Source organism: Salipiger sp. H15, assembly GCF_040409955.1.
GTDB lineage: Bacteria > Pseudomonadota > Alphaproteobacteria > Rhodobacterales > Rhodobacteraceae > Salipiger.
Genome location: NZ_CP123385.1, coordinates 835,401 through 858,763 on the forward strand (window position 1 = coordinate 835,401; position 23,363 = coordinate 858,763).

The 23,363-nt window shown below is 63.4% G+C and carries 24 protein-coding genes and 1 tRNA gene; 4 read left to right on the forward strand and 21 right to left on the reverse strand.

The genetic code is table 11. The annotated features are described in order from the left end of the window. Positions 1 to 386: 386 nt before the first annotated feature. Positions 387 to 917: a hypothetical protein gene (locus tag PVT71_RS18180; protein ID WP_353475489.1), complete on the forward strand. Its 531-nt coding sequence runs from the start codon at positions 387 to 389 to the stop codon at positions 915 to 917. Here the strand turns inward: PVT71_RS18180 and PVT71_RS18185 are convergent. After that, positions 856 to 1,964, reverse strand: a protein-coding gene (locus tag PVT71_RS18185; RefSeq protein ID WP_353475490.1) for an IS3 family transposase whose coding sequence is annotated in 2 segments (ribosomal slippage) — positions 856 to 1,715 and positions 1,715 to 1,964 — 1,110 coding nt in all. Because the reading frame shifts where the segments join, the coding sequence is not laid out codon by codon here. The two genes, PVT71_RS18180 and PVT71_RS18185, sit on opposite strands and share 62 nt — an antisense overlap. Before the next feature lie 103 nt (positions 1,965 to 2,067). Between PVT71_RS18185 and PVT71_RS18190 the strand changes: the two genes are divergently transcribed. After that, positions 2,068 to 2,763 carry a tyrosine-type recombinase/integrase gene (locus PVT71_RS18190; RefSeq protein WP_353475491.1) on the forward strand — a complete coding sequence of 232 codons (696 nt, stop codon included), beginning with the start codon at positions 2,068 to 2,070 and terminating at the stop codon, positions 2,761 to 2,763. After that, positions 2,760 to 3,104, forward strand: a complete 345-nt coding sequence (locus PVT71_RS18195; protein ID WP_353475492.1) for a hypothetical protein — start codon at positions 2,760 to 2,762, stop codon at positions 3,102 to 3,104. The genes PVT71_RS18190 and PVT71_RS18195 overlap by 4 nt, the downstream gene beginning before the upstream one ends. A 181-nt stretch (positions 3,105 to 3,285) precedes the next feature. Here PVT71_RS18195 and PVT71_RS18200 read toward each other — a convergent pair. Beyond that, positions 3,286 to 3,359 (reverse strand) — tRNA-Cys (locus PVT71_RS18200). A gap of 547 nt (positions 3,360 to 3,906) precedes the next feature. Here PVT71_RS18200 and PVT71_RS18205 point away from each other — a divergent pair. Beyond that, a complete protein-coding gene (locus PVT71_RS18205; RefSeq protein ID WP_353475493.1) occupies positions 3,907 to 4,320 on the forward strand; it encodes a hypothetical protein in 414 nt (137 codons plus the stop codon). 559 nt (positions 4,321 to 4,879) lie between these two features. Here PVT71_RS18205 and PVT71_RS18210 read toward each other — a convergent pair. The 19 genes from PVT71_RS18210 to PVT71_RS18300 all read right to left on the reverse strand — a co-directional run bounded on the left by PVT71_RS18210 (position 4,880) and on the right by PVT71_RS18300 (position 23,352). Next, positions 4,880 to 7,006: an SUMF1/EgtB/PvdO family nonheme iron enzyme gene (locus tag PVT71_RS18210; protein ID WP_353475494.1), complete on the reverse strand. Its 2,127-nt coding sequence runs from the start codon at positions 7,004 to 7,006 to the stop codon at positions 4,880 to 4,882. A gap of 4 nt (positions 7,007 to 7,010) precedes the next feature. Then, positions 7,011 to 7,367 carry a CU044_2847 family protein gene (locus tag PVT71_RS18215; protein ID WP_353475495.1) on the reverse strand — a complete coding sequence of 119 codons (357 nt, stop codon included), beginning with the start codon at positions 7,365 to 7,367 and terminating at the stop codon, positions 7,011 to 7,013. A 300-nt stretch (positions 7,368 to 7,667) separates the two neighbouring features. Then, entirely contained in the window at positions 7,668 to 9,365 is a 1,698-nt protein-coding gene (locus PVT71_RS18220) for a P-loop NTPase fold protein (RefSeq protein WP_353475496.1), read from the reverse strand. A 612-nt stretch (positions 9,366 to 9,977) separates the two neighbouring features. After that, on the reverse strand, positions 9,978 to 10,265 hold the full coding sequence (locus tag PVT71_RS18225) for a hypothetical protein (protein ID WP_353475497.1): 288 nt from the start codon (positions 10,263 to 10,265) through the stop codon (positions 9,978 to 9,980). Between the two features lie 43 nt (positions 10,266 to 10,308). After that, positions 10,309 to 10,539, reverse strand: a complete 231-nt coding sequence (locus PVT71_RS18230) for a hypothetical protein (protein ID WP_353475498.1) — start codon at positions 10,537 to 10,539, stop codon at positions 10,309 to 10,311. Between the two features lie 99 nt (positions 10,540 to 10,638). Then, positions 10,639 to 10,929 carry a DUF6527 family protein gene (locus tag PVT71_RS18235; RefSeq protein ID WP_353475499.1) on the reverse strand — a complete coding sequence of 97 codons (291 nt, stop codon included), beginning with the start codon at positions 10,927 to 10,929 and terminating at the stop codon, positions 10,639 to 10,641. Beyond that, complete coding sequence (locus PVT71_RS18240) at positions 10,926 to 11,603, reverse strand: glycosyl hydrolase 108 family protein (RefSeq protein ID WP_353475500.1); 678 nt, start codon at positions 11,601 to 11,603, stop codon at positions 10,926 to 10,928. The genes PVT71_RS18235 and PVT71_RS18240 overlap by 4 nt, the downstream gene beginning before the upstream one ends. Before the next feature lie 451 nt (positions 11,604 to 12,054). Further along, positions 12,055 to 12,333 carry a hypothetical protein gene (locus PVT71_RS18245; RefSeq protein ID WP_353475501.1) on the reverse strand — a complete coding sequence of 93 codons (279 nt, stop codon included), beginning with the start codon at positions 12,331 to 12,333 and terminating at the stop codon, positions 12,055 to 12,057. A 63-nt stretch (positions 12,334 to 12,396) separates the two neighbouring features. Beyond that, complete coding sequence (locus PVT71_RS18250) at positions 12,397 to 12,720, reverse strand: hypothetical protein (RefSeq protein ID WP_353475502.1); 324 nt, start codon at positions 12,718 to 12,720, stop codon at positions 12,397 to 12,399. Continuing rightward, complete coding sequence (locus PVT71_RS18255) at positions 12,717 to 13,052, reverse strand: hypothetical protein (protein WP_353475503.1); 336 nt, start codon at positions 13,050 to 13,052, stop codon at positions 12,717 to 12,719. Before PVT71_RS18255 ends, PVT71_RS18250 begins: the two co-directional genes overlap by 4 nt. 11 nt (positions 13,053 to 13,063) lie before the next feature. Further along, entirely contained in the window at positions 13,064 to 14,005 is a 942-nt protein-coding gene (locus tag PVT71_RS18260) for a pyocin knob domain-containing protein (protein WP_353475504.1), read from the reverse strand. A gap of 35 nt (positions 14,006 to 14,040) precedes the next feature. Then, on the reverse strand, positions 14,041 to 14,853 hold the full coding sequence (locus PVT71_RS18265; RefSeq protein ID WP_353475505.1) for a hypothetical protein: 813 nt from the start codon (positions 14,851 to 14,853) through the stop codon (positions 14,041 to 14,043). Between the two features lie 11 nt (positions 14,854 to 14,864). Then, entirely contained in the window at positions 14,865 to 16,589 is a 1,725-nt protein-coding gene (locus PVT71_RS18270; RefSeq protein ID WP_353475507.1) for a hypothetical protein, read from the reverse strand. An 11-nt stretch (positions 16,590 to 16,600) separates the two neighbouring features. Further along, positions 16,601 to 19,216: a hypothetical protein gene (locus PVT71_RS18275; protein ID WP_353475509.1), complete on the reverse strand. Its 2,616-nt coding sequence runs from the start codon at positions 19,214 to 19,216 to the stop codon at positions 16,601 to 16,603. Then, entirely contained in the window at positions 19,209 to 19,607 is a 399-nt protein-coding gene (locus PVT71_RS18280; RefSeq protein WP_353475510.1) for a hypothetical protein, read from the reverse strand. The genes PVT71_RS18275 and PVT71_RS18280 overlap by 8 nt, the downstream gene beginning before the upstream one ends. Continuing rightward, positions 19,595 to 20,179 (reverse strand): hypothetical protein, encoded by a 585-nt coding sequence (locus PVT71_RS18285; RefSeq protein WP_353475511.1) that lies wholly within the window; start codon positions 20,177 to 20,179, stop codon positions 19,595 to 19,597. The genes PVT71_RS18280 and PVT71_RS18285 overlap by 13 nt, the downstream gene beginning before the upstream one ends. Beyond that, positions 20,170 to 20,937, reverse strand: a complete 768-nt coding sequence (locus PVT71_RS18290; protein ID WP_353475512.1) for a hypothetical protein — start codon at positions 20,935 to 20,937, stop codon at positions 20,170 to 20,172. The genes PVT71_RS18285 and PVT71_RS18290 overlap by 10 nt, the downstream gene beginning before the upstream one ends. Continuing rightward, positions 20,934 to 23,063, reverse strand: coding sequence for a hypothetical protein (locus PVT71_RS18295; RefSeq protein ID WP_353475513.1), 2,130 nt, complete (start codon positions 23,061 to 23,063; stop codon positions 20,934 to 20,936). Before PVT71_RS18295 ends, PVT71_RS18290 begins: the two co-directional genes overlap by 4 nt. Before the next feature lie 136 nt (positions 23,064 to 23,199). Further along, on the reverse strand, positions 23,200 to 23,352 hold the full coding sequence (locus tag PVT71_RS18300; protein WP_353475514.1) for a hypothetical protein: 153 nt from the start codon (positions 23,350 to 23,352) through the stop codon (positions 23,200 to 23,202). Positions 23,353 to 23,363 lie beyond the last annotated feature (11 nt).

Below are 23,363 nucleotides of genomic sequence, written 5' to 3' on the forward strand. Positions count from 1 at the left end.
GCCGGCGCGCCGTAGATGAGATATCGAACCCTGATCAAAGTCCCGACCGGCTAATCCGGAACGACCGCACCTCCTGCGTACAACGACACGCAAAGGACAAAAAATGCATGACGCTCTTCCTTCCAACCCGTGGCTTCCGCCCCTGATCACGGGCGCGGAGCTCGCGGCCATGATGCGTTACTCGGGCGTCACCTCCGCCTTTCGAGGCTGGCTGAAGACCCTTGGCATCAAGTCGGTACCGGGTCGTAATGACCTCTATGATCCGTACCATGTTCGGCACCGCCTCGACATTGCCCAAGGCATGGCGCCACAAGCGGTCGCAAGGTCAGACGCGCCGAAAACGAAGCCCACATCCATGAGCCTTACCGAAGAACGGAGGCGGCGTCGTGGCAAGTAACCCGCAAGAGCACCGTATCGCGAAAGTTCACCGCGTGACGAAGAAGCGCAAGGATGGCTCACGGCGCAGATATCACTATGCCTTCACGGGAGGGCCGAAATTCTGGGACAGCACCATGGCCTTCGGCGCAACCGATGATCGCTACGTTTCGGCCTACGAGGCGGTGATGAGGGACTTGCGCAACGAGCGCGCGCCCAAAGTGGACGGCAAGTCCACGGCCTTCGCCCTGCAACGCTACCGCGACTCCGCCGAATTCAACGACCTGGCCCCTCGGACGCGGAGCGACTACGAGAAGTATCTTACCTCATTCGAGGCGGAATTTGGTGAAGACCCACTCGCCATGTTCGAGGAGCGTGCGGTCATCGGTGAAATCCGCGAATGGCGAACGAAATGGAAGGATTCCCCCAAGCAATATGATTATGCCGGCACTGACCTGCTCCCCGTGGAGTCCGCGGTTATTAGTTCGCTCTGTTCAGGGTTTGGTCCTTTACTGACCGTTGGTGATACTCCCACGGGGTGAGCCCGTCGAGGCTCGTGTGGGGGCGGTGGTGATTGTAGTCGTCGCGCCAGGCCGAGATCAGCTCCCGGGCGTGGCGCAGGTTTGCGAACAGGTGCTCGTTGAGGCACTCGTCTCGCAGGCGGCCGTTGAAGCTCTCGACGAAGCCGTTCTGCATGGGCTTCCCAGGCGCGATGTAGTGCCACTCGACCTTCCGGTCTTCCTGCCAACTCAGAATGGCATTAGAGGTCAGCTCCGTGCCGTTGTCGCTGACCACCATGCATGGATAGCCGCGCACCCGAGCGATGCTGTCGAGCTCACGGCCAACGCGCAGCCCAGACAGCGAGGTGTCCACGACCGTTGCCAGGCATTCCCGGCTGTAGTCGTCGATGACGCACAGCACACGGAACCGGCGCCCATCCGACAGGCTGTCCGAGACGAAGTCCAGGGACCATCGCTGGTTCGGCCCCTGCGGGATCGCCATCGGCGCCCTCGTTCCGATCGCGCGCTTGCGACCGCCGCGCTTGCGCACTGTCAGGCCTTCTTCACGGTAGATCCGATAGAGCTTCTTCCAGTTCACCTGCCAGCCTTCTCGGCCCAGCAGGAGGTGCAGTCGCCGATAGCCGAAGCGCCGCCGTTCGCCGGACAGCTCCTTCAACCTCTCTCGCAACTTGATGTCTGCAGGCCTGGTTGATCCACGCCGATAGACACGCGGGTCGATCCCGGCCAATGCACAAGCCCGCCGCTGGTTGTAGTTCTTCTCTTTCATGGCCCAGTCCACAGCTCGCCGCCTTGCACCGGGCTTCAGAAGTTTTTTCCCAGCATCTCCTTGAGCGTGGCGACATCGAGCATCTGCTCCGCCAGCATCTTCTTCAGCTTCGCGTTCTCGGCCTCAAGCGCCTTCAGCCGTCTGGCCTCCGACACTTCCATGCCCCCATACTTCGAGCGCCACTTGTAAAATGTGCCATCGCTGACGCCGTGCTTCCGGCACAGCTCCTTGGCTCCCATGCCGGCTTGGTGCTCCTTCAGGATGCCAATGATCTGCTCTTCGCTGAAACGGCTTTTCCGCATCGTCTGTCTCCTCGTGTGGAGAACAGGCTAACCTCAAACCGCGGACTTTTCAGGGGAGCAGGCCAGCACCGTTGTGACCAGATTCCTGAATTGGTGTGTCGACATGGATCACACGCTCGAGGTCCACCATCACAAGGGTCAGAAGAAGCTTTACTCGTCCAACCGCGCACAGATCGTCTGGCTGCCGGAAGAGATCGACATGCTGCTGGAGGAGGCGAGCCCAGAAGAAAAGGCGGTGGTCATCGCTTTTAGTGAGGGCGGCTTATCCCCACAAGATGTCGGTCTACTTCGGCGTCGACATGTGCAGACCACGCCCAAGGGGCGACGCCTATTCTTCGCCCGGAAAAAGACCGACAACCCTGTCAGTCTGCCAGTGACCAAAGCGCTGGGAGAGGTGATTGACAGCCTGCCGGAAGGACAGGATCTGCTGGTGACCTCTTTGACTGGCAAGCCACTAACCGCGCTGCGCGCGTCCCAAATCATCCGCGACCTCAAGATCCGGCACAACAAGAAGGTCGACGACGGTTTGCTGAAAGTGCGGATTCGCGACGAGCTACGCCCCTACGACATGCGCGGCACCGCAGCGACGGCACTTCTGCGCGCCGGCTGCTCGCTCAACGAGATTGCCGTGACAATGGGCTGGGGCCTGCGGCACGCTTCGAACGTGATCGAGCGCTACGCCGCGCTGGTCCCCGAAGTCTCTGACGAGGTGCACCGCAAGCTGCGCAAGGCCAAGAAAAAACAAGCGAAGGCGGCGCGCAAGGCGGAAGACAGGGTGAAGAAGGATGGTTCGCCGTGATTGCACTGAATGAGGTCCGGGCCGACCTCAAACTGGCGGCCGCGTGGTGCGACGTCGTCGGTGCGTCCGCGCGGGGGACAGACTTCTACGGCCAGGTGTTTCTGCTCAACTCAGGACGCGTGACGGTCGCCCCCATGGTGGCGCTTGCCGGGCGTCACAAGTACTCCACCACGGCCAACAAAATCGCTCGAGAGTGTCTCGAGCTCGTTGGCTACCCGCCCGTGACCTACGCCACGTATCCGCCGAGGACCAAATCGACGTGGGTCAGTATAGGACCACGATCCCATCATGATCACGCCTTGGCGATTCGATATTTCAAGGCGTTCGGCATGACGCCTTGAGGCCGGTTCTCCGCATCAGAAAACAGTAGCCGCGAGGAGCATTCCTCGCGGCCTTTTCGTCGGCGCAGATCGTGGTTTCGAGCTGGAAATCGAGGGCGTGCTGTAAACCACCCTGTAAACCGCCAATTCTCAAGGCCCTTCGAAAAGGGTCGAGAACGTAGAACGGTATAAGAAAGTAAGGTGGAGGCGAGTAGGGGAATCGAACCCCTGTGCACGGATTTGCAATCCGCTGCGTCACCACTCCGCCAACTCGCCGTATACCGTGTGGTGCATGGCGTTTAGCCGAGGCCACGCGGAAGCGCAAGCCCTCTTGCCACACAGTCTACCGCACATTCACGTTTCGTCTTCGTTCTGTTCTGCATCGCCCGGCGATGCTGGCACGGAACCACAGGAACTTGAGACTTTGAGTGCCTTTGAGCCCCGCAACCTACCTCGACACTCATTCGGTTGCGCTCACCCAAAGTTCATCTCCAGCGAACACTCCCCCATATGGGACCGACAGTTTGGGGACGCGTAGGAACACAGCAGCAACCCGAAGCGCCGCTGGCTCAAAGGCGATCCCACCCCAATTCATGATCTCGCGCATTCAGTGCCCCCCACCGGAAAAGCGACGTGCGCGACCGTCGCCCAGAACCATGCCGCGCTATTATGTGAACAACGCGTTGAGTCACCATGCTATTGATGCTTCGACCACCACACTCTTCTTGAATAACCTCTTCGCCCAGCCTCGTCAGATTCACACAACTTCCTCGCATGGCGCAAAATGGCAACACCCAGAACTCATTCGAGAAATCATGGACTTATGGGATGGATGAACCCCCTGGAATTACTTACGCCGCTTCATAAATGCAGCAGTGAGTTTATAATGCTAGAAAAATACGTGCTCCCCCTCCTTAAACGGCTGAAGATCAAAATCTTTAAGCAGAGGAGCGACGAAGAAATCACCTCTCTAGGCACCGGAATCTCGTCGTCGGCCACAATTTTCGGAACAGTCCTATTTTTCTGGGACTACGCGCACGACCATCCAGAGGGGTTCCCCTGGCTTGGAATTGCTTTGGTGACGGCGAGTTTAGCCTCGTTCATCTTGGAGGGCATGGTACGTCTTGAAAAGGTCAACCATGGCGACAAGACAGGTACTTGGGTTGCCTTCCTTACAGCTGCGTCTCTATTAGCGGGACTCTTAGGTGCCGCTTTGCTGATAATGGCAGCATTTTGACTCTATAGGCTTCAAGGCCTCTCAGCGACAAGGCCGCCTCGCTAGGCACGAGACCGTGCGGAACCAGCAAGCGCTTCGATGTGAACAAAACGTGGCGTCGCCAAGCTATTGATGTTCCGCCCAAGATGCTCTTCTTAAATAACCTTTTCGCCCACATATCCAAGGATTTCCGGTTCACGCAGGTTCAGTGAACCGGAATGCACTTCGTAGCCTCCCGGCTTCAAGGCAGCAGCATGATCACTAGGCATGCTTAGAAGAGCCGAAAAGCCGTTCGCGAATTTGGGGCGACCTTACGTCACCTGTTGTGGAGGTGACAGCGAAGGAAACAGACAGGCGCACGCTGCGCATCTTTCGATGGCGAGGGGGATGTATCGAGAGCTTGCACTTGCCTCGCGTACTCGAGTTTCTGGTGTTGAGGCGGCGGGGACTCGGACATCCCATCTCTGCTATCGGTTGGCGGTAGAGGGCGCGGCTCAGCTGCATGCTCCGATCCGGGCAAAAACCATGCGCCCTGATACTCAGGACGTCTCGGGCGGCTCTGGCGCCTTTTCCTGCCCTTTCAGAGTCCCGGGGCCTGACCTCGGGCAGGACGGAAGCCGATGCGGTTGTACCGGATGCCGGGCGCGTTTCTGTTGCGGTACGCGGAACGGCAGTTCCCGGCGTTGCCGTTCCAGGAGCCGCCGCGGAGCACACGGTCCGTCTCGCCGGGGCTGCTTTGAAAAGCAGCCTGTATCCGGCCCGAACGGTAGTCATCCGCCCAAATGTCGGCACACCATTCCCACACGTTTCCAAGCATGTCGTATAGACCCCAAGGGTTGGACGGATAGGCAGCTACTGAGGTGGGGTGACCGATCGCGCTTTCGGTATTTGCCTGAACCGGATCAAAGGCGTCGCCCCAATAGCGGGCGGTTTCGGTCTCTGCCCGGCAGGCATATTCCCATTCTGCCTCTGACGGCAGACGATAGACCGCACCGGTCTGCGCGCTCAACCAGTCGCAATAGGACTGCGCATCCGTCAAAGTGACGTTGATCACGGGCCGCGACCCTTGTTTCGAGCCTGCGTCACGGAACTTCTTTCGCCCGGTCTCGTCGCAGAAACGATCGAATTCATCGACGGTCACGGGATGGCGAGCAAGCGCGAATGGCGTGCGGATGTCCACCCTATGCTGCGGCCCTTCATCCGGATGCCGGCCGACTTCGTCTTTAGGAGATCCCATCAGGAAGCTGCCGGTCGGAATCTGAATCATTTCGGGTGTGAAGGGAAGTTCGCGGAATGCCGCCAATGGCGGCAAGTCCGCAATCGTCTGGTGAGAAGCTTCGCGCAACGCCGCAAGCAGCGAGCCTCCTGCCTCGCGGAATGGCTCGAAGCCAAGCGCCTTCGCCCGTTCCTTGATCCGAACGGCGGATCCGTTCATGCGCGCCCAATCGGGCGACATCGAACGCGCCGCGCGCCGGATCGCCCGTGCTTCATCCTCGATCACGGCGAGGTCCGCAGAAGACCATCCCTGCCCGCTTACTTCATCGACGCGCTGGAGAAGCTCGGCGGCACGCACCGCTAAATTGGTCTGAAGGCCAGGCGGCCAAACCCCGTACCCACCCGTGCCGGCGGAGAGCGCGTGCGTTTCTGATGGTGCCAGGGCACCAACGAGTGCCATGGCGTCGGTCTGCACCTTGCGGAGCACCTCGCTCCCCTCATCAAACTCCGGCACTTCAAGGCGCAGAAAGTACAACAGATCGGCGGCAAAGCCCCCAATCGACGTGGCGTCTGGTCTGACCGTCCGGGCAAACGCTGCCGAAATGTCGTCTGTCAGATCTTCCAGCAGGCCAGCGCTGTAAGGTTCGGGCAGCATGTTCCGCTTCCGACGCGCGGTCTCGGCGAATTTTTCGGTCGCGGACTCGACTGACGGGCCTGCCTTGTTAGCTGCCTCTGCAAGCAGGGCCTTACCCTCGTTACGGCGGAGGGAGGGAAGGTCGATTGGACTCGGCTCGAAAGTCCGTTTGTAGGCCTTCGCCGCGATCTCCTGATGCATCCGTGCGAAGATGCCGGCGGACAGTAAGAATGCGGTGCCGGGAGCATTCACGCCCACAGCCTGGTTCATTCCTATCACAGGACCAGTCCGCAAACCGCTATGGTCGCAAGCGAAAAGAGGTGCGCCGCTGAACCCCGCCACGATAAATGGATGCTCTGCGTGAAGCGCATGAAAAGCAGTCACACCGTCGCGCCGTTTCATAGGTTCAATTTCTCCGGACGCGCCACAGCCTTCTCTTGGCGCCGCGTGATTGCCCTCCGTCGGAAAGCCAAAGCCCCAGATTTTCCGCGCCGCGGGGTCCTCAGCCGAAAATAGACCTTCCGGCGGCGGCCTCTCGTGATCGAGGATCCGAAGAAGCGCGTAGTCGCCGCGGGTGCCGGGACTGCATTTCTCCCGGGCCGGTCCCCAATACTCAGCGACGCATTCGGCCTCATATTGATGTAACTTGTTTTCCTCGTCCTGCAACTCGAACGACAAGACACCCCGAGGTGGCGCGGCCGAGGTCTTGTCACTGCCCGTCAATGCCTTAGTGGCGACGTGGGCACAGGTTGCGAGGTAGCCATGGGGCGCCACGAAGCCTGTGCCAACGGTTGTCGGCGACCCATCCCTGCCTTTTCCAAGGATGCGTGCAATGTGTAACGCGACCCTGTCCCGCATTCCGTCAGTCCTTGCTTTCCCATGTCAGGGTGAACTTCAGCGCTCCGCTGCTTTCGCCTTCTACGATCCAGAAATTGGCCTTGCCCTTCAGCGTCCCCGACAGTTCCAACGTCAGCTTGTCGGGCCGCGCATCGCTGGCGATGGACTGCATTTGCTCGTGCATCGAATTAGCTATTCCGGCGAGCGACTTCGTGATCTTCGCGAATTTGGCCTCAATTTCAGCCTCTCCTTTCGCGGAGGTTTTTCGCATGCCGCTGCTTTCCTCTTGCGGCTCAGTCGGGTCCGCCTCTACCTCCATGAAGATCGCAGCTTCGTCTTGGCCTTCCCCCAGCGTGAGCTTGAGGATCTTTTTCTCAGTCATTCTCTATCTCCCAGTCGGCTTTCATTGTGTTTTCAACCATATTATACGGGATGTTGACCAGTGAGGAAAATCCATGTCACTCACTCGAAGCGCATTCGGCCGGATCGCAATTGAAAAAAGCAAAACGATAGGGAACGTCAAGCTGAACTCCGGCGGGATGCTGTCGCCGCTTAAACACAGGCCGTTCGACTGACGTAATGATCAGCAGGTACCCCTCACGGGTATTCGCTCTTGTCCCGGCATAGATTGCTCCAAGTACATGAAGAACAGGCAGATACATCTATGTGCTCTAGTGCGTCGTCAGTCACCCGTCGTATCTACCTTGACACCGAAGCGCCGAACCCTCCGAGCGTTCAACCTTGACTCCTTCCCAATCTTCTTAAGCGCGGTCATCGTATTTTGAGTGATTCGAGACATTTCACCTGATGGGTTGGCAATGCGCTTAAAGCTTGTCGCGTTTGCTAATAGACGCCGTAGCTCTGTGCCCTCACAGGCTTTGAATGTTTCATAGTATCTCTCGACGGGCGCATCCGCGAGGAAAGCTAGTTGTTCGGAGTTCCAACTATTGCCAACCGACAGGAGCGTACTCTTGAAGTCGAGATCTTCAGACAGTTCGTCGCGCTTTTTGTCAAACTTGTCACGGAAATACGGGTCGATCTCGCCCTCTATGAAAGGGTTTTGGTCTAAATCAAAGAAGGCCCGCCCCTCGTCCCGACCCGCGACGTAGATGTCGACCAGCTCTTTCGCCTCAGCCTCACGGTCGAAGTCCTTAAGAATGCGGAATGTCCCAAGTGCGTTGAGAGGAGTGATGTGATGGAAATTCTTCTTAAACGACGAGTATAGGGCATTACACACTTCGATCTCGTTGTCGCCAAACGAGTCATGATACAACCCCCAAGCCTCTGTGAAAGAGCTATCAGCCTTCTCTGCCTTTATTCTGGCATCAAACTCCTTAATCAGAGAGCTTAGCTTTTCGATATCAAAGTAACCAGTCGCTACACCGTCCATAAGCACAAGATCGAGGTCATCGGTCCAGCTGTAGCCGTAAGCTTCCAAGAGGGGTTTCCACTGCGAGGCTTCAGCGTCTTTTTCTTCACCGTCGCCCTGATCAAGCGCGAAGAACATCCACCCAGACGTGAGAGACCGGAGGAATGCTGTACTCGGCGCTTCTCCGGGCTGATCGCGTGACCACGAAAACAGGATCAAAGACGAAATGACATTGTCCGCGGTCTTTTTTTCACAACCATCTAAATGTTTCTCAATAGATCGCGCAAATTTTTCAGCGCGCCGTATGGCGCGAACGTTCGACATTCCAAGCGTACTGCACTTTTGCGCGATTAGCTTCGACAATACGTCTGATTCCGAAAGCGCAACTGACACTGCTTCAGCAGACGTTGGCTTCATCGCAATAGAAATATCGACTACCTTCTCAAGGTGAGCCGTCATCTGCTCCCTGCCAGCTTCATCAAGTTCCTCATCGTTCAAAATGATGATGACCTTGCACTTTCGTTCTTCCTTCAGGAACGACGCGAACCCAAGAACGTCTTTGACGCTCAATCCGTCCCCACGCCGCTCGATATCATCGATGCAAACAATTTGCTGGGGCGATTCAGCCAAGGAAAGCACGCTGATTATCTCCTCATCAGACAGGTTGGCGACGCCGGGGAGCGCCTTCAGCAATTTGCCTCGACTGCGAAACCTGGCCTTCTTCTGCAGACCAGCCAGCCAACCCCTCTCATTGCCTTCACTGTGGCCTGCCTTCAGAGATTGCCGCCGTTCGAAAACGGACAACCGAAGGTCTGAAAGGTTGTTTAGACCAAAAAGCGACACATAAGAGTATGCCTTGAGGCCCACACGTCCGGAGGTCTCCGCATCATTCAGGCAAGTATTCCAGAGGTGCGTTTTGCCCACCCCCCAACCACCCCGCAGGCATAAAACCTCTGGGTCAGTGCTAGTGATAAACCGTTCCACCTCCCCCTTGAGCACTGCCAGTGACATGACGTCTTCCCCTTTTTTACAAACCGACGTATACCTCTCGTAAACCACGAAGACCTAACCGTCGAAGCCATTCTGGCGAATATGGCTCTTGGAGCCATCCGGGCATACTGCATCCGCTTAGGATGCTTGATTTCCGCTCGCCGGCTAGTAACGCATGCGTCTGCAGGGCATTGCTTCATTATCTTGCCGCTCGGCTTCTTGGATGTATTTGCGAAACGTTCACGCAGGATCCTCGCCATGCGCGGATGCTCGAACACGCTCTGTTTTGCCCAGCCCTCATGCTGATCCGCTAGCTCACGCTCTTGCGCACCGCCTTCACCTCGCTAGGTTGTGCATCGCTCGCATTGGAACCCTTGGAAATGCCCCGCTCTATCTCGACGCTACGCAGATCAATGACAGCCTCTCGCACAGACTCTCGCAACGTGAGTTGCTGGGTCTAGCGGGACGGGAGGTTGGATGTTCGCTCTCGCCTTAGCCACGGGGCACCTTCGCACTAGCAGAGAAGATCCGCTCCCCGCCCTCGATGCTGCTGCCACGTTTCATGCCGCGCTAGGCTTTAAAGTCGTGAAAGGGCTGCAAATGGTCGAGCGATCGTAATCCAGAAAACCCGCCTCACGCGAAGCACCCCCTCACTTCATCAAGGGCAGCGTCCAAGCTTTCAGCGTACCCCTGCTCCGGCACACCTGCCTGCGTGAACCACATCCAGCTGCGTTCGGGATCCGGAAGCATGGTCGCGTAGATGCGCCCGATCGGATGCCCGTCCCTGAGCACCTCCCAGTCGTTGTCGCCGTCATCCCGGCCCGCCACCATCGTTCGTCTGCGCGTCCACATGAGAGGTGAGATAGAGGCCGCACGGAAAAAGAAAAAGCCCGGCGCGAGGCCGGGCGGTTTGGGAATCAAGAGGACATCGTCCTGTCTTTACCGGAGGCAAGCGTGGACCCACTCAGGTCTTCCCGCCAAGCGCCTTGACCCAGCGCGACCAGGCGAAGGTGCCGCCGGAGACGAGCCCCCAGATCACCACCGCCGCCGCGATCGAGGCCGCGTTGACGTCAATGCTGAGGATCCCGCTCACCTTGTCGAAGTCGACGAAGGGCAGCGTGGCGGCAAGGCCGGCGAGCGGCAGGAGAATGAAGACGCGCAGCAGCAGCGCGATCTGTCCGGTGAGGTTCAACATGGGAATGTCCTTTCGGGTAGCGCTCTCGGCGCGGAGGGAAGCGGCACGCGGCCGCGGAAAGCACCAGCGCCAGGCGCCGGTCGGTGATGGGGAGAAGGATCAGCACGGGCGCCAGGCGCCCGCCTGCAGCCAGCCGTGCCAGTGGCATTGCCAGTTGACCGAGGGCGCGAGTTCTGGCGCTTCGGTCGAGCCGTTCCAGGACCAGCTCGGCCCATGCTTCGGCTTGAAGCCGTTGCCAATCGTCAGCACCGAGGTGTCGCCACAGCCGCAGGGGCAGAAGAAGAGGAAGCTCTGCTCGCCCTTCTCTTCCGGTCCGCTGATCCAGAACGACCCAGGCAACCGATCCGCGAGGAACAGGTTTCGGTCGCGGTAGTGGACGGCCCGGGTCATGCCGAGACCGGCTTGCCGAAGATCGAGGCGAAGATACGGAGGAGTCCGGCAAAGAGAGCGGTATCTCCGACCGCCTTCGCGCCCGCACCATCCTCGAGCGCCTTGGGCGCGGGGATGTTGGCCGAGCTGAGCGACAGCATTACGCCCCTGTCGACCACGCCGTAGTCACTCTCCTGCACGCCCTCGTGCGCGCCCATGACCCGCCGGGTCCAGCCGGTGCCAAAGGTGGCGAAGGTTGAGAGCGTCCGCATCCAGCGCAGGCGCCTGGAGCAGAGCGCCACGACGAGCTGCGCGGGGTCGCGCTCGAGGATTGCCGCGAGGGTGCGCACCCCCATGACCCCATCCGCCTCGGTGCCGACGAGCTCCTGAACGAAGCGCACCGCGCGCGCCGGGCCGGAGTTCACCGCGAAATCGTAGAGCGCATAGTCGACGCCCGCCGGGAGCTTGTCGCCCCAGACCTTCTCCCAGTATTGCTCGCGGTAGATCGCGTCGCGCTCGCGGGCCTCGAGGAGGCGCACGTCGCGTGCGGGCAAGCCCATGACCTTGCGCCAGGCATCATAGGTCCGCTGGGTGATGCCCTGGTTGGTGGCGACGCCCGGGTCTTTCGGGTGGTTCACGAAGCCGCCCTTGTGGATCAGGAGCCACGGCTGGCAGGTGTCAAAGGTTGCGCGCATGCTATTCTCCATACGAAAGAGCCCCCGCGCGATGACGGGGGCTTGATTTCAGGCGATCCGTGCTAGGTGGAAGGAGGGCGCGGTAGGCCGTTCCCTGCTTTGGTGGACTAGGAAGCACTGGGGTTTGGCGGCCAATGGATGTTTATACACCTTGCACGTAGGTCACCGCGTCCACCCTGCCCTTAGGTAACCGCTTGAAACCGGCATCTGAGCCGCACCTTTGACTGGGGCGTGGCAACAAACTCGCCTCGGCTTCGCGTCAAGTTGACGAGGCGCGTGCCGCGCCCACGTCCACCAGGCAGATTTGCGCTCACCGATATTTTTCTTCGGAACTTTATGCCGTCTCGCAAATTTGCTTGCTGAGCGCGACCTGCACTCTGTGAAGCACCCTCAACTAAACTTCACTTCCTGAGGTCCTCCCTGTTCCTCTGAAAGTGAAGGCGGGCCGCGCTCACCGGCCCTGAGACAGCCGGTCGAGCTTGCCGTCGATCTTCTGGAGCGTTGCCTGGATGCTGCGAAGGTCGGAGGCCTGTCCGGCCTGGGTGAGCTCGGCCGCCCGTAGGCGCCCGTCCATCCCCCGCCAACCCTCCTCGAGCCGGGCGATCGACAGCGCCTGGGTTTCCTGCGTGTTCGTGAGCGTCACGTAGCCCGCCGTCACGGTGACCATCATCGCGAGGATGGAGAGGATATTGCCGGTGCTCACCGTGCTGTCGAACTTGATCTGCGGCATCATGAAGTCCCCACAAAAAAGCCCGCCTGAAGCGGGATCACGTCGTCTCGATTTCCGCCCGGGTCAGGCCAGAGGCCGGGCCCAGTCGATGTCCGGCAGCGCCGCGAGGATCTCGACCGCGCTCACCTCGGCGTCCGCGTCCTGCATCTCCACCGCGCGCAGCCAGACCTCGTCGCGCCAGAGCGCGAAGCGCGCGGCCTCCTCCTGGAAGCTGACCTGGTTGCTGAGCGCCCAGGAGATCAGGCTGTCGGCCGAGCTGTAGCCGCGCGCCTGCGCGGTCTCGTCGAGCCGCGCCTGGATGGCGGCGTCGATCTCGCGCCGGCGCCCGGCGGCCGCCTCCGCCTGCCGCGCCTCGGCGGTGATGGCCCGTGTCCAGTCGATGGTCATTGCGCGCCCTCCAACTGGTCCAGCGGCAGCGCGAAGGGCGGCACGTCGATCTCGCCGTCCGGGGCATCGAGCACCGGCTCGGGAAAGAAGTCCGACCGCGCCGCGTGCGGCAGGTTGAGCGTGAGGCTCAGCACGCCGGTCTCGTCGCGTTCGATCATGCCGAAGAAGAGCCCGCCCTCGATCGCCTCGGCCGGCAGCGCCCCGCCGGCGCCGAGCTGCGCGAAGTCGAGCGCCTCGCCATTCACCGTCAGCACGTCGCCTCGCCTCTGCAGCGAGGTGATCCGGCGAAAGTCGTTCATCGCGGGCACGATGGGGTTCCAGTAGATGTTCATGGTGATGCCTTTCAGAACCAGCGGCCGATGGCCATCCAGTAGAGCACCTGGGTGCCGGTGGTGGAGGTGGCGGCGAAGAAGACCGGGGTGAAGCTCGAGGCGGTGACAGCCGAGACCGAGGCCCAGGTGCTGTTGCCGCGCAGGTTCACCTGCACCGATGGCGCGACCGTGAAGGAGGCCGGGAAGGAGATCGGCGGCTGCGCCGTGTCGTTGAAGATGTTCCCCGAGGCAGTCGAGATTGCGATCGCCTGGCTGTCGATCCGGTTCCAGCAGAGTTGCGTGCCGTCGGCGAGTCGGACGTAGGACCCGTTCGCGTTGCTGCCGTAGGTCGGGATCAGCGGCACCCAGGCCGACCAGGTCACGCCGTTGTCCTGCGAGCGCCGGATGAAGGCGACCGTGCTGTTCGCCCCGAAGACGATCTGGGTCAGCCAGCTCGCCCCGTACCGGATCACCAGCACCGCGCCGCCCGTGCTGATGGGGTTTTCGGGATCGGTAGACGCGAACTGGTGCACGCCCGAGCTCAGGGCCTCGCTCAGAAGCTTGGCGGTCTGCTGGTTGCCCTGCTGCCCCCAGCCATACGCCCCTGCGAGAAGCCCGCGCCCGGCGGTGGTGTCGTGGATCACGGACTGGAAGGTGACGGTGCTCGGCCCCTGCAGCAGCAGCGCCCAGTACTCGGCGTTGGAGCCGGGCGCGATGCCCTGCGAGGGCTGCAGCGCCTGCCAGAGCGAGCCATTGTGGGTGCGCGTCTCCGACATGGCGATGACATCCCCGGCCAACCACGCCGGACTTTCCGGATTGACCCGCGGGAAGTATTTCCCGGTGTTCCACATCGCCAGCCAATCGGCCTTGGAGAGCGGCGTCTCCCCGGCGCCGGTGACAATCTCGAGATAGGCCTGGTAGCCCCGGTCGGTCGGCGCGACCGCGCCGCCGCCGATCAGATCAACGAGCGCCATGCTCCACCTCCTTCTGCGTGGTCATGCCGGGCACCTCAGACGAACTTGTTCATGCAGGCGCGCCAGTCCTGCGCGACGATCTCGGCGACCGGGCGGTCATAGGCACCGCCGAGCTTGCAGGCCGCGGTCTTGTAGATCGTCGCCACGTGGTTGCCGGCGAGTTTCGTGCTGACCGGCCCCGAGGCCTGCAGCGAGGCCGGGCCATTGGGGTTCACGTCCACCAGCACGCCGTTGACGAAGAGGCTGAGCTTCGTGCCCTCGCGCGCAAAGGCGATCTGCCGCGGCGAGCCCTGCCCCACGCCTTCGGTGGCGAGGACCGACTGGCCGGCGCTGCCGGTCCCCACGGCCCCGCGCGGGACCACGCCGCCGAGCCCGAGGTCCATCCAGAGCGAGGCCGCGTTGGCGTTGCTGACGCTGTCCCAGAGGATCGGCGCGTAGTTGGCGGTGTTGAACCCGGTGAGCGGCTGCTTGTCCCAGACCACGGCGAGGTAGTCGTCGTTGTCGAGGTAGAAGTCCTGCGAGCCGTAGGTGAACTCGACGAAGTCCGTCACGTTGTGGGTGCCCGCGGGGAACACGAGGCCGCCGCGGCCGGCCACCTGCGTGATCGTCGCGCCGGCGTTGCGCAGCGTGCCGCCCTGGCCCTGCAGGGTCGGATCGCCCGGATCGCGCGCGAGGCTTACGAACTTCGTGCCGGTTGGCGGGATCGGCGCCTCGGTCGGGTTGCAGAACGGGTTGGTGAAGTCGAGGCACCAGACCCAGTCCTCGAGGCCGAGGATCGGGTCGCGCTCGATGCGCTGGCGGGAGGGGTCGGTGATCCGGTTGTCGGAGCGGAGGATGGTGGAGCTCATGGCATACCCTTTCAGAGAACCCAGCCGCGCACGCGCAGCTGCTCGGCGACGATTTCCGCGACGACCTGGTAGCCCGCGGCGTTGAGGTGGAGGTTGTCCGTCCGGAGGCTCGCCGGCGGGACATCGTTGGCGATGTCGGTCAGGTCCTGCGCGGTGGGCGCGATCCCGGCCCGGGTCAGCCCCTCGCTGATCAGCAGCCGGCGGATGTCGACGAACTCGCCCGGATAGGTGGCCTCGAGGTCGGCGTTGAGCCCGGTGATCGTGGCGTAGCGCGCGCCGCCGACATGCTCCTCGGCATCGTAGTCGCCGTTCAGCACCGACAGCACGAGGAAGCGGCGGTTCCCCCGGTCGAGCCGGGACACGCAAAGGGCGATGTGCGCCTTGATCGTGTCCGGATCGGCGTTGTTGTTCCGGCCGAGCCAGAGAATGTCGATGCCGCCCTGCTTCAGCGCTTCGGTGAAGCGCATCGGCGATTGCGCCGGGCAGGTCACCGGAAGGTTGGCGCCGCTGCCCGTCGGGCTGAAGGTGTAGACCTCGGCCGTCGAGGGCGGCCCGCCCGTCGCCGTGCGCCTGAGCACGCCCTCGACGCCCTGGATGGTCACGATGGCCTTGCGCTCGAGGTTGCCGGACTGGGACGAGAGCGGGAACGGCTGATCCTTGTCCGGCGCCATGCCGCCCGAGCTCGCAAGCGTCACCCCCTCGATCGCGGTGATGGTGTTGGCCCCGGCCACGATCTGGTTGCCGGCGAGCGTCACGCGCGGGACGTTCCCGCCCTGGCGCATCGAGATCTGCGTCGAGGTCTGCGCGCCGATCCCGTTGTTGAAGACCGGGATACCGAGGATGTCCGAAAGCGCTGCCGGGTAGTCGACGGTGAACCCGCCCTGACGGCCGTAGGTCAGGCTGTCGCCCCAGGCGTTGATGCGCGTGCCCGCGACGACATCCGCCGCCGGCGCGATGAAGCTGCCATCGGCGAGCATCGCGTACCAGGCGCGGCCGTTCGCATCGACCATCGCGTCACTGACCAGCTTGCCGGCGAAGTAGAAGGCCGCGCCGGTCTCGACGGTGAGGCCGCCGCCGAGGGTCGCGCCGCTCTCGGTCTGGACATAGGACGGGCGGTCATCCGTTCCCACGGCGGCGGTGACCACCTTCTCGCCCCGGTAGTACCACTCGCTTGCGAAGTCGACCGGCGCCCCGTCGCGCCCGACCCGGGCATCGAGCGCCGCGGTGTAGTCCGCGGCAAGCGCATCGTCGGCGGCAAGCCGGGCCGCGGCCTCGCTGGCGACATCCCCCGACAGCGCCTCGTCCGCCGCCTGGCGGTTGGCCATCTCGGCGGCGGGCGCGAAGACGCCGTCAAGGCCGAGCTTGGTCTTCAAGGTTCCGTAGGAGAACTTGAACATGCCCGTGCCGCTCGTGCCGGCGATCGCGGTCAGCACGTCGCCGTTCTCGGGATACCGGCCTTCAAGGCCGTAGCCGAGCGTCGAGAACTTGGTCAGCAGGTTGGCATTGAGCCAGGCGACGATCGCCTGCCTGACGCGCTCCGCCGTCCAGGCGCGCCGCGTCGTCGCGGCGCCGGCCTCGGCCTCGCCCTGCGGGACCGTGAGCAGGTCCGCCTTCTGCACCACGTCGTTGTAGACATAGGTGAACGCGTCATTGACCTGCGCCTCGAGGTTTTCCTTGGTCGCAACCTTGGGATCGCTCCCGGTGGTCGAGAGCGAGATGGTAGGCGGTAGAGCCATGATGGAGCCTCTCAGGTGATCGTGAAGGTGCCGAGCGCGGTCGGCGTGCCGTTGGCGCCGCTCGCGGTGTAGGGAACCAGCCAGAACCGTCCCTCACCGGCCGGGAGGGCGTCGGGGGTCTGCGCCACCACCGAGAAGGTGTTGACGCTCAGGAGCTGGTTCGTCGCCGCGACGAGGCGCAGCGTGGCCGGGCTGGTGGGCGCGGTGACGGTCGAGACCTTCCTGCCGGTGCTGGTGAAGAGATCGCCGGAAACCACCGTGTCGCCGACGAGCTGGCAGGCCGCCGCGCCTGCCCCGGAGATCGCCGTGACATGCGCCGAGAGCCGGTACTGCGCCCCGGCGACCAGCGCGCCGGAGGCCTGCCCGAGCGTGCCGCCCGAGGACGCGCCGTCGTGAGAGGCGACACCGCCCGCGATGCTCCAGCCGCCCCCGAGCATCCAGCCCGAGCCGTCCGCGAAGTCGCCGTTGCTGACGAGATCGACCGCCTCCGGATCGCCGAAGACGATCGAGAAGGCCGCGTCCGGCGCAACCGGGATGTCTTTGCCCACCTGCACCGCATCGTTGAACACGCCGCCCACCGGGGCCCGGTAGAGCCGCATGCCGGCGAGGTAGCCGTCAGACGGCGCGGTCCCGCTGACCTGTAGCCGCGCCGGGCCTGCGGACGCGCTCACGCCGCTCGCCTGCAGCCCCGCCCCGACGCCAAGCGCATAGGCCCAGAAACCCTCGTCCGAGAAGCCCACGGGCAGCGCGCGGAAGTCGTAGGACGCCCCAAACTCCACGGGACCGAAGGTGCCCTCGATCTTGCCGGAGGCCGAGAGCACATCCGGCGCCCGGTTCGGCAAGGGCGTGTAATCGGCATCGGCGCCGAGCTTGAACTGCAGTTCATAGTGGTCGATCGGCACGTTGCTGACCGGCGTGAAGCTGTAGCGCAGCATCAGAACCACCGAGCCGCCGCTGTCGACCTCGACCGGCTCGACCACCAGGTCCGAGATCGCGGCAGGGCCCTCGTAACTCATCGAGAGGTCGGCGGTGGCGATCTGCTTTTCGTCCGAGGCAGGGGTCCAGTCATAGATCGCCGAGGATTCCTCGGCCAGCGTGACCGGCACGCGGAGCGCGACCCCGCCCTCTTCGGCAAGCCATATCGCGGGCGATGCCCCCTGGGCGCGCCAAGTCCCGTTCATGCGCGTCAGCGGCGCCGCGAAATCCGTGGCGACGATCGAGCCCGGAACAACCACCATTCCGCTCGGCGGGAACGTGCAGCTGAGCCGCTTCTGCGCCCCGAGACGCAGCGCCTCGATCTTCGCGATCCGCTGCGCCTGCGTCGGCGAGTTGCAGAACGAGATCGTGGTCTCGTTGACATTGTCATCGTTGACCTGTGCGGGCCCGCCGGGGATCGGCCAGAGGGGCGTCTCGGCGTCCTCGAAGTTACGCTCGGCGCTGACGTAGCCCACCTTGAGAGCTGCCGCGAGATTTCGGCTCGGCTGGTCCACCTCGAAGCTGACGCTGTCGCCGACGATGTCATGCGCCGTATAGACCGGCGCCTCCCAGGCCCCCGGCGCATAGCCGAGCTGCCCGCCCATCCGGATGATCCGCCCGGCGCCGGCATCCGCGATCGGCTGCACGAGTCCCGAGAGCTCCCCACCGCTCCAGTTGATGAAGCCCCCCACGGCGTAGCGCGGCTCATAAACGTCCGCCCCGGCCGCCAGGGTGGCGTAGTGGCAGATCACCGGTTCGTCCGCGACATCCGCCCCGTCGATGAAGGTCTCGAGCAGCAGCTGGCTGCGTTTGTACCGCCGGAGCGGGTTTTGCGTCAGCGCATCCAGCAAGCAAAGGCTCTGGTTCGCCGAGAAGGTCCAGGTCGCGGGATTGTCGGGGTCCTGTGCGACATCCCGAGGATCCCACACCTGCGAGTAGTCCATCTGAACCTCGACGGTCGGCGGCACGTTTCGCCAGCGCTTGGCCTGCTTCCCCGCGCTGCCCGCCCGGAACTTCACCCAGAGCACGGTCATCCCGCGCCAGGCGTCGGACGTCAGGAAGAGCGACGGAAAATTGTCGGTCACGTAGGCAGGTGGCGCGACCTGGTCACCAAGGCCGAGCCAGGCGCTGATGAAGGTGCCGTCGTCGTCATCCTCAAACTTGTAGAAGCCCTCGGGGTGAAGGACCGCGCCATCCTGATCCTCGAAGTCGAAGAACGAGCCCCGCACCACTGAACACTCCTTGCCGTCGATGAACACAGTGAGGTTGGTTCCGGCGCTCGGCCGGCTGTTCAGCAGTAGGCAACCGATCAGGACGTTGCCGCTCACCCGCCAGGGGATCGGGCTCGGGGTCATTCGATAGTGGCCGTAGACGTAGCGTTTCGTCGGCCGACTGTCGGGTAGCTGGAACTCCCGCTTGATCTTCGGCGCGGAAACCTTCGAAGAGCTCAGGCTGTTGACCGCCGCCGTGAGCAGCATCGACGCGCCGATCTGCAGCGCCGCGGCGGCGACCACGCCGTAGGTTGCGCTCACCGCCCCCCAGAAGCTCACACCGCTCTGGATCAGGGCATAGGTGACGGGATCGGCCTCGGCGCGCTCCGCGCCAGCCGTGAACGCCACGATCGCCGTGGACGCCAGGAGCCATTTACGCATTCCAGGACCTCAGGACCGACGGCACCGCGATGGTGCCGGCCGGGCTCTTTGCCTGCCACGCCGTGCCCGTTCCGAGCGCCAGCGCGTGGCGGCCATTGTTGAGTTGAACGACGCCGAGTTCTCCCGGCAGACCGGAACCCGGCGTCAGGTGGTAACGCTCCGCCAGATGCTCGCACATCGGCAGGAACCCTCCGAAGGACGCGATCATGCGCCTCGCCCCTCCGAAGCTCTGGTAGGTGCCGCGCAGGCACGCCATCGGATCGATGCTATGCAGAGCGAGGAAGGCGTTGCAGGCCGAGGTGCAGCAGTCGGCCGATCCCCAGACCCACGGCCCGCTCATGTGCTCGAGCGCCGCCCCCAGGGCCGCGCGAGAGGTGATCACTGAGGCCATCGCAGCGTGGAGCCTTCCCGGTAGGCCTGCAGGATCAGGCGCCCCGCGGTGTCGCCGGGGAAGCGCCGCTTCTGGTCCTCGTCGCTATGATAGACGCCGGCAGCGCTGCGCTGCGACGGTCCCGGCGTGATCGAGATCGACACGCCCCTGACCGTGATATTGTCGCTCTCGCGCTTTAGGGTGTCCTTCTTCGCATCCATGGTCCCGACGAAGATCGGGATCGGCGCGCCGACGAGCGTGTTGCCGTCCCGCTCGGTCACCGCGCCGAAGTAGATGATCGCGTCCCGCCCCCGAATGTCGTCGTCGAGGTAGTCGTTCAGCTTGTCCCCGAGACCCATCAGGCCAACGGTCGCATCGCTGGATGCGAGCCCCATGGCTTCGTCCGGCAGGCCGATCTTTCCGAAGTCCCCGACGCCGCGCCAGGATTGCCCGCCGTAGGAGATCAGGCCCAGGTTGCTATGGGCGTAGACGGGCGCATCCGGCCAATCGAGATAGACCAGGACCACCGGGAAGAAGGCGCGCCCCGAGATCGCCGCGAGCGTTGCAGGGTCGATGTCACGAACTACCGCCAAGGGTTCACCTCCACGAAGCCACCGTCGCCGACCTCATCCTCGAAGACCTCGCGGAATTCCCAGCTGTAGGTCCAATCCGCAATCCCGGGCTGCATCGACTGCGGGATGCTGACCGGTCGGAAGACGCCCGTGTCCCGCGACTGGAGGTTCACCCGGACATCCGTCATCGGGCTCGGCGCATCGTGAAGACGGACCACCGCCACACCTGCCGCGTTCGAATAGGCTGGCGCGAGAACCCGGTAGGTCATACCCACCGCATCGCCATCGTCCGCGAAGAGCGTGACGAACTCCGACGGCTTCGCCACGAGCGCGTTGGCAGGCACCCCGGTAACGGTGATGATCGGCCAGCCCGCAGCATCGGTCCCGGTGGTGCAGGTCAGGCGCGTGCCGGTATCCCAGAGCATCTCGGCGCCGCCTGCGGCCCAGTCGAGCTCTGCACCTTCCGTTTCCCACTCAAGGCGGGTCAGCTGCAGAAGATTGGACGCCAGCCCACCGCGCGGATTGATCCTGCAGCTGTAGAGGCGGACACAATGCTGACCGCCCTTCAGAAGCTCGATCAGGCTCTCGACGTATCCCGCCCCCATCCGGTTCTTGCCAAGCGCCGCGACATCGAGCTTCGCGATCCTGCGCCGGCGCTGAGCTGCCGAGAGGTAGTCGGCCCCCGTGATCAATGACCGGCTCTGCTCGATCGGATCAAGCAAGGTCCACATCCAACCGTGCAGCGAAACCGGTGGCCAGGCATAGACATTGACGCTCATCGCAGCGGGCTCTCGGCATTGGAGGCATAGACGGCGCGCACGGCATCGGCCGCGAGCTGCCCGCGGCGCTCTTCGATCGCCCGCGAAATCTGCTCGGCGACACCCATCTGGGCGCCCCGCGCGTCGATGTTGACGGCTTGATGCACCGTGGTCGATTTCCCCGAGCCCACCTGCGCGCGGACGCCAAGCTTGCCGTCAGAGCCGCGACGGAGCGGCAGGATTGCCTCGTCGTCGAGCCCCTCGCCCAGCACCCCTGTCCGCCCGTCCCCCATGGGGAAATAGGTCGCGCTGTCGAAGACCCCGCCCTTGGCGAAGGGCACGACCTGGCCGCCGCCGAACGCATTGCCTTTCGCGTTGGCGAGCAATCCGCCAAGCCAGCCGAAGACACCGCCCCCACTGATCCCTGCGAGGCTGCTCAGCCCGCTCGAAATCTGCGCCTGAGCGATCTGCGCCACGAGGTTCAGAAGCGCTTCCTTAGCCGTCATCGACCCGTCGATGATCGAGCCGAAGAGGTCGGTCATTGCATCCTTCCCAAGCTCCGCCTGATCCTGCAGCCTCTCCAGGCGATCCGCGTTCTCGTCGGCCGCAAGGGCCGCGTTCATGTAGGCCATCGCCTGCTGCTCGATCTGCCGTGTCAGCTCCGGCGTGATCTCGGCACCGGATTTCTGTGCCGCCGCCAGCAGCTCGGCCCGCTTGCGCGCGAACTCCATCGCATCACCGAGCTCCGTGCCGTACTGCGCCGCGACCAGCAGCGAGGCCGACTCCGCCTCGAGGCGCGCGATTTCCTCGCGGGTTCCCTCGAGCGCGGTTTCCCAATCGCTTTTCTTCTCGCCGCCGCCGGACTTGCCCTTGGGTGCTTCTGGAACGCCGAAGCTGAAATCGACACTCGGAAGTTGCGGGCGCGGCGAGGACGTCGGCGCGTGCTCTCCCGGAGGCAATTGGAAATCGACCGGTCCTTCCGGCGCCTGCGTCATGCCGGGCGATCCGCCGGGAAGGTTCCGGCGAAGCTCGGCCGCACGGCTTGTTGCCTCTCCCAGCGATCTCGCCAAGCCGCCGATCTGCCCGATGACCGTCGAGAACGTGCCGCGGTCGATCTCCTCGATTTCCGCAAGCGCCTCGGACGCCTTCGTCGTGGCCTCGCGCATCCCGGTCTCGAAGTCGGACGCGCTCACCGTCCCATCCCGGAGGCCCTGGTCGAGCTCGAGCATCTGGTCGCGCGCCTCCATGATCGCTGCGGCGGCATCCGCGTAACCGAGCGCTTTTAGCGCAACGACCGCCTGGTCGAGCGACGGACGCAGCCGTGCTGCCTCCTCCCCGAGCCGACCATATTCGGCACTCAGCGCGCCCAGGCTCTCGGCCTGCGCGTCCGTCATCGCGGTGAGATCGGAGAGGCCATCGTAGATTTCATCCCCGAGCACCGCGCGGCCCTGCGCCTCGTCCGGGAAGATTTCCTTGAGCCGGGTCTCGACCATGTCGAAGGGGATGTCGGCAAGCGCGACCGCGAGACCCTTCGCCCAGGTCGACGCCTTGTCCATCATGCGCGAGAACTCGGCGTCGATCCGCTGCGCCTTGGCCACCAGCTCGGCATCCATGACGAGGCCCATCTCCTTGGCCTGATCCATCATCAGGCGAATGCCGGTCTCACCCTTTCCCAGCAGCTCGACAAAGCGCTCGCCGCCCGTCCCGCCAAAGACCTCGTCGGCGACCCTGATCTGCCCGGCGCGGTCGAGGTCTTCCATGCGCCCGATGATCTCGAGCAGGAGCTCCTCGGGCTTCTCGAGCTGGCGCTGCAGGTCCGCCGCGCTGAGCCCGAGGCGCGCGAAGGCATCGGCGGCGGAGCCCTTGCCGGTCACGATGAACTCGTCGGCGCGCAGGCTGAGTTCCTTCATTCCATCGACGAGGGCATCGACCGGGATACGCGACTGGCTTGCGACATAGCTCAGCTGCTGGAAGGCCTCGACGCCGAGACCGGAGCGCCGCGCCTCGTCGCCGATCTGCGAGATCGCGCGAACGCCCTCACGCACGTTGCTCGTGAGCACACCGACCGCGGTTGCAGCAGCACCGGCGACGAAGGCCTTCGTCAGGTTGCCAACGCTGGCGGCCGCCTTGCTGAGGTTGCTGTCCATGTCCCGCGCCATCTTCGACGTGTTCTGGCCGGCATCGCGCTGAAGCCGTGCGATGAGCTTGTTGTTCCGGTCCATGGCGCGGGCGAAATCCTTGTCCCGCGCCTGCAGGAGGATCGTGATGCGCTCGAGTTCTTCGTCAGCCATACCGCTTCACCAGTTCCTCGTATTCATCCACGCTCGGCGGCGCGACCTCCCCGGACGCATCCTGCTGTGCCTGGTTCCATGCCTCGATCAGAAGGGAGGTTTCCTGCGGCGTCAGGCCCCGGACTTCCGCCGGAAGACGGCCCATCACACCGCAGA

Excerpts from the sequence above, each read along its gene's own strand:
- PVT71_RS18220 (WP_353475496.1), bottom strand. The coding sequence starts at position 9,365 with ATGTCACTGGCAGTGCTCAAGGGGGAGGTGGAACGGTTTATCACTAGC.
- PVT71_RS18210 (WP_353475494.1), bottom strand. The coding sequence starts at position 7,006 with ATGCGGGACAGGGTCGCGTTACACATTGCACGCATCCTTGGAAAAGGC.
- PVT71_RS18205 (WP_353475493.1), top strand. The coding sequence starts at position 3,907 with ATGGGATGGATGAACCCCCTGGAATTACTTACGCCGCTTCATAAATGC.
- PVT71_RS18250 (WP_353475502.1), bottom strand. The coding sequence starts at position 12,720 with ATGACCATCGACTGGACACGGGCCATCACCGCCGAGGCGCGGCAGGCG.
- PVT71_RS18275 (WP_353475509.1), bottom strand. The coding sequence starts at position 19,216 with ATGCGTAAATGGCTCCTGGCGTCCACGGCGATCGTGGCGTTCACGGCT.
- PVT71_RS18295 (WP_353475513.1), bottom strand. The coding sequence starts at position 23,063 with ATGGACAGCAACCTCAGCAAGGCGGCCGCCAGCGTTGGCAACCTGACG.
- PVT71_RS18255 (WP_353475503.1), bottom strand. The coding sequence starts at position 13,052 with ATGAACATCTACTGGAACCCCATCGTGCCCGCGATGAACGACTTTCGC.
- PVT71_RS18240 (WP_353475500.1), bottom strand. The coding sequence starts at position 11,603 with ATGCGCGCAACCTTTGACACCTGCCAGCCGTGGCTCCTGATCCACAAG.
- PVT71_RS18300 (WP_353475514.1), bottom strand. The coding sequence starts at position 23,352 with ATGGGCCGTCTTCCGGCGGAAGTCCGGGGCCTGACGCCGCAGGAAACC.
- PVT71_RS18270 (WP_353475507.1), bottom strand. The coding sequence starts at position 16,589 with ATGGCTCTACCGCCTACCATCTCGCTCTCGACCACCGGGAGCGATCCC.
- PVT71_RS18265 (WP_353475505.1), bottom strand. The coding sequence starts at position 14,853 with ATGAGCTCCACCATCCTCCGCTCCGACAACCGGATCACCGACCCCTCC.
- PVT71_RS18280 (WP_353475510.1), bottom strand. The coding sequence starts at position 19,607 with ATGGCCTCAGTGATCACCTCTCGCGCGGCCCTGGGGGCGGCGCTCGAG.
- PVT71_RS18260 (WP_353475504.1), bottom strand. The coding sequence starts at position 14,005 with ATGGCGCTCGTTGATCTGATCGGCGGCGGCGCGGTCGCGCCGACCGAC.
- PVT71_RS18230 (WP_353475498.1), bottom strand. The coding sequence starts at position 10,539 with ATGTTGAACCTCACCGGACAGATCGCGCTGCTGCTGCGCGTCTTCATT.
- PVT71_RS18290 (WP_353475512.1), bottom strand. The coding sequence starts at position 20,937 with ATGAGCGTCAATGTCTATGCCTGGCCACCGGTTTCGCTGCACGGTTGG.
- PVT71_RS18235 (WP_353475499.1), bottom strand. The coding sequence starts at position 10,929 with ATGACCCGGGCCGTCCACTACCGCGACCGAAACCTGTTCCTCGCGGAT.
- PVT71_RS18245 (WP_353475501.1), bottom strand. The coding sequence starts at position 12,333 with ATGCCGCAGATCAAGTTCGACAGCACGGTGAGCACCGGCAATATCCTC.
- PVT71_RS18190 (WP_353475491.1), top strand. The coding sequence starts at position 2,068 with ATGGATCACACGCTCGAGGTCCACCATCACAAGGGTCAGAAGAAGCTT.
- PVT71_RS18215 (WP_353475495.1), bottom strand. The coding sequence starts at position 7,367 with ATGACTGAGAAAAAGATCCTCAAGCTCACGCTGGGGGAAGGCCAAGAC.